Source organism: Victivallis sp. (assembly GCF_048170485.1).
In the GTDB taxonomy this organism is placed as follows: Bacteria; Verrucomicrobiota; Lentisphaeria; order Victivallales; family Victivallaceae; genus Victivallis.
The window spans coordinates 1-6,888 of sequence record NZ_DBEXAY010000005.1 but is presented as its reverse complement, the minus strand read 5'-3'; the positions used below and the strand labels follow the sequence as shown (position 1 = coordinate 6,888).

The following is a 6,888-nucleotide window of genomic DNA, read 5'->3' as shown; positions in this document are numbered from 1 at the left end:
GATTGATGTTCCTCGGATCCTCCTGTTGTAATATTGCAGAAAATTCCACCTTTGCAAGGCCACTGGACTTTGCATGCAGATTAAACCCAAGTTTCCACGCTTTTGCGGAAGCGTGCGCTACCGAAACGCTGGGCGCTTACTATGGCACCATGTTTTTCTACGTCTTTGCTAACTCTCCACTTTTTTCCGAACAAATCAAGACTTTTAACTGTTATTAAACCCACACAAAACAAAAGCGGAATAAAAAAAGCTTACCTTATACAAACAACTTGAAAGAAAGGATAATCATGAAAATTCTGCATTCATTGCTTTTTCTGTTGCTACTGGCGGGAAGTGCATGGGGCGGAACGGCGACCGAGGAAACAACAATTTCCTGGGGGCGTGAACGGCTAGTTGCAAGCGAACAGAAAGCCGACAGCCTGAAATTCGAACAATATTATTTCAAGGAACTTTTTGGTAAACCTTTGATGATATCACTCATCCGAGGAAAAAGTCCGGTTCGTTACGGGATCGGCGTGTGTAAAAACGGCAAGCGGGAAACCGTATCTTCCATGGCCCGAAAACACAATGCGGCAGCCGCTGTCAACGCCGGATTTTTCACATTCGATCCAGCCTCGCGCCCCGTGGGAGTGCTCAAATCCGCAAATGTCGTTTACAATGACTCGATCGACGGGTTGAAGAATCGTGGTTATCTGGCAATTTCTCCGGAACAGGAGGTGAAGATACTCACCCCTGCGGAATTGAAACTTGAAGGAAGCGACGGCGGTCGTGATGTCGATCTTCTCCGGCATCTTCAATCTCGGGATCGGCTGCGGAACGCTGCTCGGCGGAGCCGTCTGCATCTACTCCTCCATTTCCCGCATCGGATTCGCGGGCGGTCTGGTTGCCGTCGGAGCTTTCTTCTACTGTACGCGCCGGCTGCTGAAGCGGCTGAATCCGTAGAAGCTCCGCCGCCCGGTCCGGCAGGTACCGGACGATTTTCCAGATTTTTCCATTACCGCTCTTGACTTTTGTCCCCAAGTTTGGTATAATATGATTCAAACGTTTGACCAATACTTTTCAGGGATTTCAGATTGATGGGACGAAACAACCGGGTTACATTGGCGGATATCGCCTGTCGAGTCAACGTGGACATTTCCACGGTCTCGCTGGTGCTGAATCATAAGGCGCGGGCGAAAAAGCTGACCGCCGAAACGCGCGACCGGGTCTTCGCGGTCGCGAGAGAGCTGAATTATCGGCCCTCCTATATGGCGCGAGCCTTGAAAACCGGCAAAAGCGGCGCATTCGGGATGGTGGTCGGCGACTTGCGCGACCCCTCTTATTCGATGCTGGCGTTTCACCTGATCACGGCGGCGCAGGCGCGCGGTTATCAGGTGCTGACCTGTCCGACTCCATGGGGAGAAGAGAAGGAGCTCGCACTGCTGCGGCTGCTGCACGAACGCAATGTGGACGGCGTGTTTTTCCAGCCCGGTTCGTTCCGGAAAGACCCGGAATTCTACGAAACGCTCCGGCAGGAAAAGTTTCCGGTCGTGACCTACTGCATGCCTGATCCGGTTTTTGCGACGGTGGGAGTGAATTACGAACCGGGATTCCGGCAGGCGGTTGCCGATCTCGCCCGGCGGCACCGGAAAATCGGCCACATCTGTTCTCTGCATACCGACTCCCGCCCGCTGACGACCGTCTGCAAGGCGGCAGGAGTCGAATCAGTTGAACACCGGTTCCGGCACATCGGCCTGCCGGATTGCGCCGATGAAGTGGCGGAATTTGTACGCACTTCCGGCTCCGGCGCGTTCATCGTCAGCGGTTCGGCAACCGCGGTACGGCTGATGTCCCGGCTGGCCCGGAAGGGAATCCGGGTGCCGGACGACGTGGAACTGGTCGGCGTCGGCAACCTCGAAGCCACCGAATGGGTGCAGCCCGAACTTTCCTGCATCGGCTACGATGTGGCCGCGATGATGGAAAAAGCAGTGGAGATGCTGATCGATTACCCGAATTGTGAACCGGGACGGAGTTTCATGACTCCGTCTGAATATATCGTCCGTCAAAGTACACGACCCTAACACATCAGGAGGTATGAAGTGAAAACGAATCATCTGCCCGAAAGCATCAGCAAAAAACGTATCGTGATCGCCGGTTTTACATTGATCGAGTTGCTCGTGGTAATTGCGATTATCGCGGTGCTGGCGAGCATGTTGCTGCCGGCATTGAATCAGGCGCGCGAAAAAGCCAGACAGACGAAATGCGTCGGCATCCTCAAACAGTACGGCACGGCCTTGAGCATGTACTTCAGCACTTACGACGACTTCGGGGTGCCGTGGGGAGGGGACTCCTACCACTGGTTCAAAAATCCCGGTTTCCGCGCACTGTTGGATGGGGCGAAGCCGGACCCGGCCAGCCCCGGCAACCTGATGTACAGCAACCGGATCACTCCCGGCCTGATCTGCCCGAATGCGACCTTTGCGTTTCAGGTGAAGAACAACGAGGGGTGTGAAATTCCGTTTTCCTATGGCCTCAACCACGACCCGTTCTATCAGTACAACCAGACTGCCCCCAAGGTGACGCGGGTGAAACGCCCGTCGAAGGTGCCGGAATTCGCGGACACGCTCGGCTGGCTGTTCCGCAAAAGCTATGCGGAGAATCTCCTCGCCTGGCTGACGGTGACCACGCCTTCGGTCTGGGGGAACATCTTCGCCTACCGGCACGGTAATCGCGCCGCGCTCTGCATGCTCGACGGCCATGTCGAAGTGCTTCCTCCCACCAAGGTGATTCATGAACTTGTCTGGGCGGAGATTTACGAATGAGGCGGCTGCTTTTCACCGTGTTGCTGCTGTGTGTCCTAGCTGCGCGCGGAGAGGAACACCCGGTGCCGCTTGACGCCGCGTGGACGCTTCCTGACGGTGCGCGCCTCACTCCGGCGGGGACACTGGAAATCCAGATCAGGCCGGGAAAAGAGGCGAACCGCTTCCTGACGGCGCAGCGCACATTCGACATCATTCCCTACCGGGGCCACGACATCGAGCTGGTCTATCGGCTGCGGGCCGAAAAGGTCACGCGGCCGCCGCAGGATTTCACCGGGATCAAGCTGATCCTGAGCTGCCGCAGCGGTCACCGGGAGACTGTCGCCGACACGCCCCGGCAGTGGAACCACGGCGATTTCGACTGGCGGGAAGTCACAATTCCGATGTCGGTCCCGGAAGATGCCCGGACCGCGAAACTCATGGTCGGTCTGCAAAACAGTTCCGGCCTGATCGAGGTCCGTTCGATCACAGTACGCGACCTCGGCGAACGTCCCGATGCCGAAGTATCGCCGGCACCCTATCTGCCTCCGCGCGGGAAGTTCCGCCGGGCCGACACAATCGACATCGCCGCAACCGGGCCTACGAAAGTGCAGCGTTCGCTGAACGGAATGTGGAAAATCTCCGAACTGGAGACTGCAGTGAAGCCGTTTCCCGCCGATGCCGACCGGGAACGGGAAATCGAGCGCCCGGAGTTCGACGATTCGGGCTGGGCTGAAATCGCGGTTCCGTTGAACTGGTATCTGAAGTACCCGGAAAAGCAGAATCTCCGCGAACCTTACGTGAAAGGCTGGTATCGCACCACATTCGACCTCGCCGCCACGGAGCTGAAGCAACGCCGCGTGATCCTGAAATTCGATGTGATCGGCTGCGATGCGACACTCTTCCTGAACGGCAGGGAAGTCGGCCGTCATCTCGGGGACTTTACCGCATTCGAGCTGGATGTGACCGATGCGGCGCGGCCCGGACGCAATACGCTCGCAATCCGGGTGTTCACCGATCAGGGGCACGCCGCGAATCCGGAAAAGATTCACCACGCCTACGGCGCCCAGTGGTCCGTAAAGGATATCAAGGGCGGCATCTGGCAGAACGTCACGCTGTCGCTGGAACCGGAAATCCGAATCGCCGGACTGTTCGTTACGCCACGGTTGGCGAAAAGTGCCGTCGAGGTCGATTACAAGATCCTCAACCACACCGGAGAAACCGTGAAAACCGCACTGGACTTTTCCGTTACGCCCGCAATCCGGCAGGATGCCGGCAAACTCGTCGGAACACGGCGGCATGCCGTCGCGCTGCAACCGGGCGTCAACACCGGCACGGTCGAACTTCCGCTCAGCGATCCGGTTAGGTGGTCGACGACGAATCCCTATTTGTACTTTCTGGTCTGTGAGGTGAAGGATGCGGAAGGGGACTTCTCCCGCGATGCGGTCCGGTTCGGCTACCGGGAATTCACAGCCAGAGACGGAAAGTTCTTCCTGAACGGCGAAGAAATCTACCTGTTCGGCCAGAATATCGGTTCCAAGTTCGGCGGCAACGGCCTGGACGAAGCACAGGAGGAGCGGAATATTCTCGGAATCCTGCTGGATTACCGCAATCTGGGCTATGTGATGACCCGCACCTCCCATATGCCGATCCTGCCCCTTGCATTGGAAATTGCGGACGAAATCGGCATGATGATCTACCACGAATGGGCATGGAGCTTCACCACGAATCTCGACTTCGAGGCGTTCGAGCGGAACAACCTGCGCGAAATCGCCGAGTTCGTCAAGGCGAGTTACAACCATCCCTCCGTCTGCATGTGGTCGCTGGGCAACGAGATCAAGCATCAGGAACCGGGAATCGCCCGACAGCTAGATCTCCAGTACGACACGGTACGCGCGCTGGATAAATCGGGACGCCCGGCCTGTTCCTTTTCCGGCATGGGCAGTTGGTACTCCTACGGTACGAACCGCCTGAAAACCGATGTGATCGACATCCACGAGTATGCCGGGCTGGCTTCGCCGTGGAGCCGGCTGCCGGAACTGCTGGCCCGCCAGTATGAGGGCGAACTGCGGATCTACGGAGAAACCGGGCGGCTGTCGCGGCCGCTGGTTGCGTGGGAAACGGTCGGCTTCTCATGGGGGACGCATGTGACGGACCGCAACTTCCGGCGCGGCGATATCGGGCAATACGCCGACTATGTAAACAAGCCCAGTTCGTGGGGCAGCCCGAACGGGATCGGTTTCATCGGCTGCGCGCCGCTTTTCGAGGCGCTGACGCCCGGCTTCGCGGAGTGGGCGCAGGCGCTCTACGGAAGGCGCATCTATGAGATATTCCGGCTCGACCCGAATTTCAGCGGTTTCGCGCCGTGGTTCGGCGGCAATCCGGCGGCGACGCTGTGGACGCAACCGCTTTTCCCGGCTTTGCGGAATGAAAACTCGCTTTTCCCCCGCAACCTGTTCACCGGGGAGAACTACCGCTGGCGTCTGGAACTTGTGAACAGCAATTCCCGGAGATACCGGGCGCCGCAACTCGAACTCGCCCTCCACCGCACCACGCGCGAAGCGGTCATCCTGCATACGCAAAAGCTGCCGGCGATAGCACCGTACAGCCGCAGTTCCGTGCCGGTCGCCCTGACGGTTCCCGCCGGACTCCGCTCCGGCGATTGGCAGCTCCGGGTGACATTGCGCGAGGCGGATGAAATCGTCGCGCGAAATTACTACGATCTTTTCCTCTCGCCTCGCAGCCTGTCGGACTTAAAAGCAAGTTCTGCGAGAAAAATCATAAAAGCATGATATATTACCAGTCAAAAAAAGGTGTATGATGGCAGCGAAATTTGTGATATTGGACCGAGACACGCCAATGATGTTACCGCCAGATTTGCGAGACTGGATATCGGAAGACAGCATGGTGCATTTTATCGTGGATGCAGTGGAAGCGCTGGAAATAAAGGGTTTTGGAATAAATGAGCGTGGTAGCGGGAGTGCGCAATATCCGCCCCAAATGATGCTGTCGTTGCTGATTTACTGTTATGCAACGAAGCGTTTTTCGTCGCGAGAGATCGAGCGTGCGACCTACACGGATATAGCGGTGCGTTATATTTGCGGAGGGGATCTGCATCCTGATCATGATACGATCTGCGCTTTTCGGCTGAAGAACCGTGAAGCGTTCAAGGAGGTGTTCACGAAGGTCTTGCTGCTGGGTGTCGAACTGGGTCATCTGAAGAAAATCGGTGGAATCAGCATAGATGGAACGAAAATCAAGGCCAACGCGAGCAAGCATGCAGCGGTAAGTTATAAGCGCGCGGGAGAAATGATCGCCCAACTGGAGCAGGAGATAGAGGAATTGGTGAGAAAGGCGGAAGATGCGGATAGTGCCCCGCTGGATGACGGGCTGGTATTACCGGATGAGATCAAACGGCGGGAAGATCGGAAAGCGGCGCTGGAGCGTGCATGCCGGACCATGGAAGAGCGCTATGAGGAGACGCGGCGGGAAAAAGAACGGGAGTATGCGGCAAAAAAAGCGAAGCGGGAGACTGAGCGCCAGGCGGGAAAAAAGCCCCGTGGCAAGGATCCACAGCCGCCGTCTGAAACGCCGCCGGATGACATGCAGTATAACTTTACCGATGAGGAAAGCCGAATCATGAAAGCTGGAAACGGCAAACACTATGAGCAAGCGTATAATGCTCAGGCGGCGGTGGACACGGAAGGAAGCATGTTGATCGTGGGGCAATATGTCACCGCACATGCCAATGACAAACAGGAACTTCCAGTGGTGGCGGCAAGTGTCGATCCGGCAATCCGGGAAGTCGACACGGTTTGCGCTGATACCGGCTATTTCTGCGAAAAGGCGGTGCTTGAAGTCGAGGACGATGATGGTCCGATGGTATACTGCGCGGTGGAAAAGCAAAGCCATCATCGTACCGTGGAAGACTTGCTGAAAAAAGCGGAACCCGTTCCGCCGCCGGATGATGCTCCTGTCAAGGAAAAAATGGCGTTTCGCCTGAAAACCCAAGCTGGTCGCACCGTTTACAAAAAGCGCAAAGAAACAGTCGAACCGGTGTTCGGAATCATCAAAACCATACTGGGATTCCGAGGTTTTTTATTGCGAGGGC

Annotated in this window: 6 protein-coding genes; all 6 read left to right on the top strand. The window is 56.8% G+C overall.

Annotation, left to right across the window (positions count from 1 at the left end; genetic code table 11):
• Positions 1-218 (top strand): hypothetical protein (locus ACMLHG_RS00235; protein WP_417169145.1); only part of this gene is annotated, 218 nt, incomplete at its 5' end.
• A gap of 69 nt (positions 219-287) precedes the next feature.
• Positions 288-1,007 carry a hypothetical protein gene (locus ACMLHG_RS00230; RefSeq protein WP_417169144.1) on the top strand — a complete coding sequence of 240 codons (720 nt, stop codon included), beginning with the start codon at positions 288-290 and terminating at the stop codon, positions 1,005-1,007.
• 69 nt (positions 1,008-1,076) lie between these two features.
• Positions 1,077-2,060 (top strand): LacI family DNA-binding transcriptional regulator, encoded by a 984-nt coding sequence (locus ACMLHG_RS00225; RefSeq protein ID WP_417169143.1) that lies wholly within the window; start codon positions 1,077-1,079, stop codon positions 2,058-2,060.
• 18 nt (positions 2,061-2,078) lie between these two features.
• Positions 2,079-2,801, top strand: coding sequence for a type II secretion system protein (locus tag ACMLHG_RS00220; RefSeq protein ID WP_417169142.1), 723 nt, complete (start codon positions 2,079-2,081; stop codon positions 2,799-2,801).
• Positions 2,798-5,569: a glycoside hydrolase family 2 protein gene (locus ACMLHG_RS00215; protein WP_417169141.1), complete on the top strand. Its 2,772-nt coding sequence runs from the start codon at positions 2,798-2,800 to the stop codon at positions 5,567-5,569. The genes ACMLHG_RS00220 and ACMLHG_RS00215 overlap by 4 nt, the downstream gene beginning before the upstream one ends.
• A gap of 25 nt (positions 5,570-5,594) precedes the next feature.
• Positions 5,595-6,888: transposase (locus ACMLHG_RS00210; RefSeq protein WP_417169140.1), on the top strand; the 1,294-nt coding region annotated here is incomplete at its 3' end.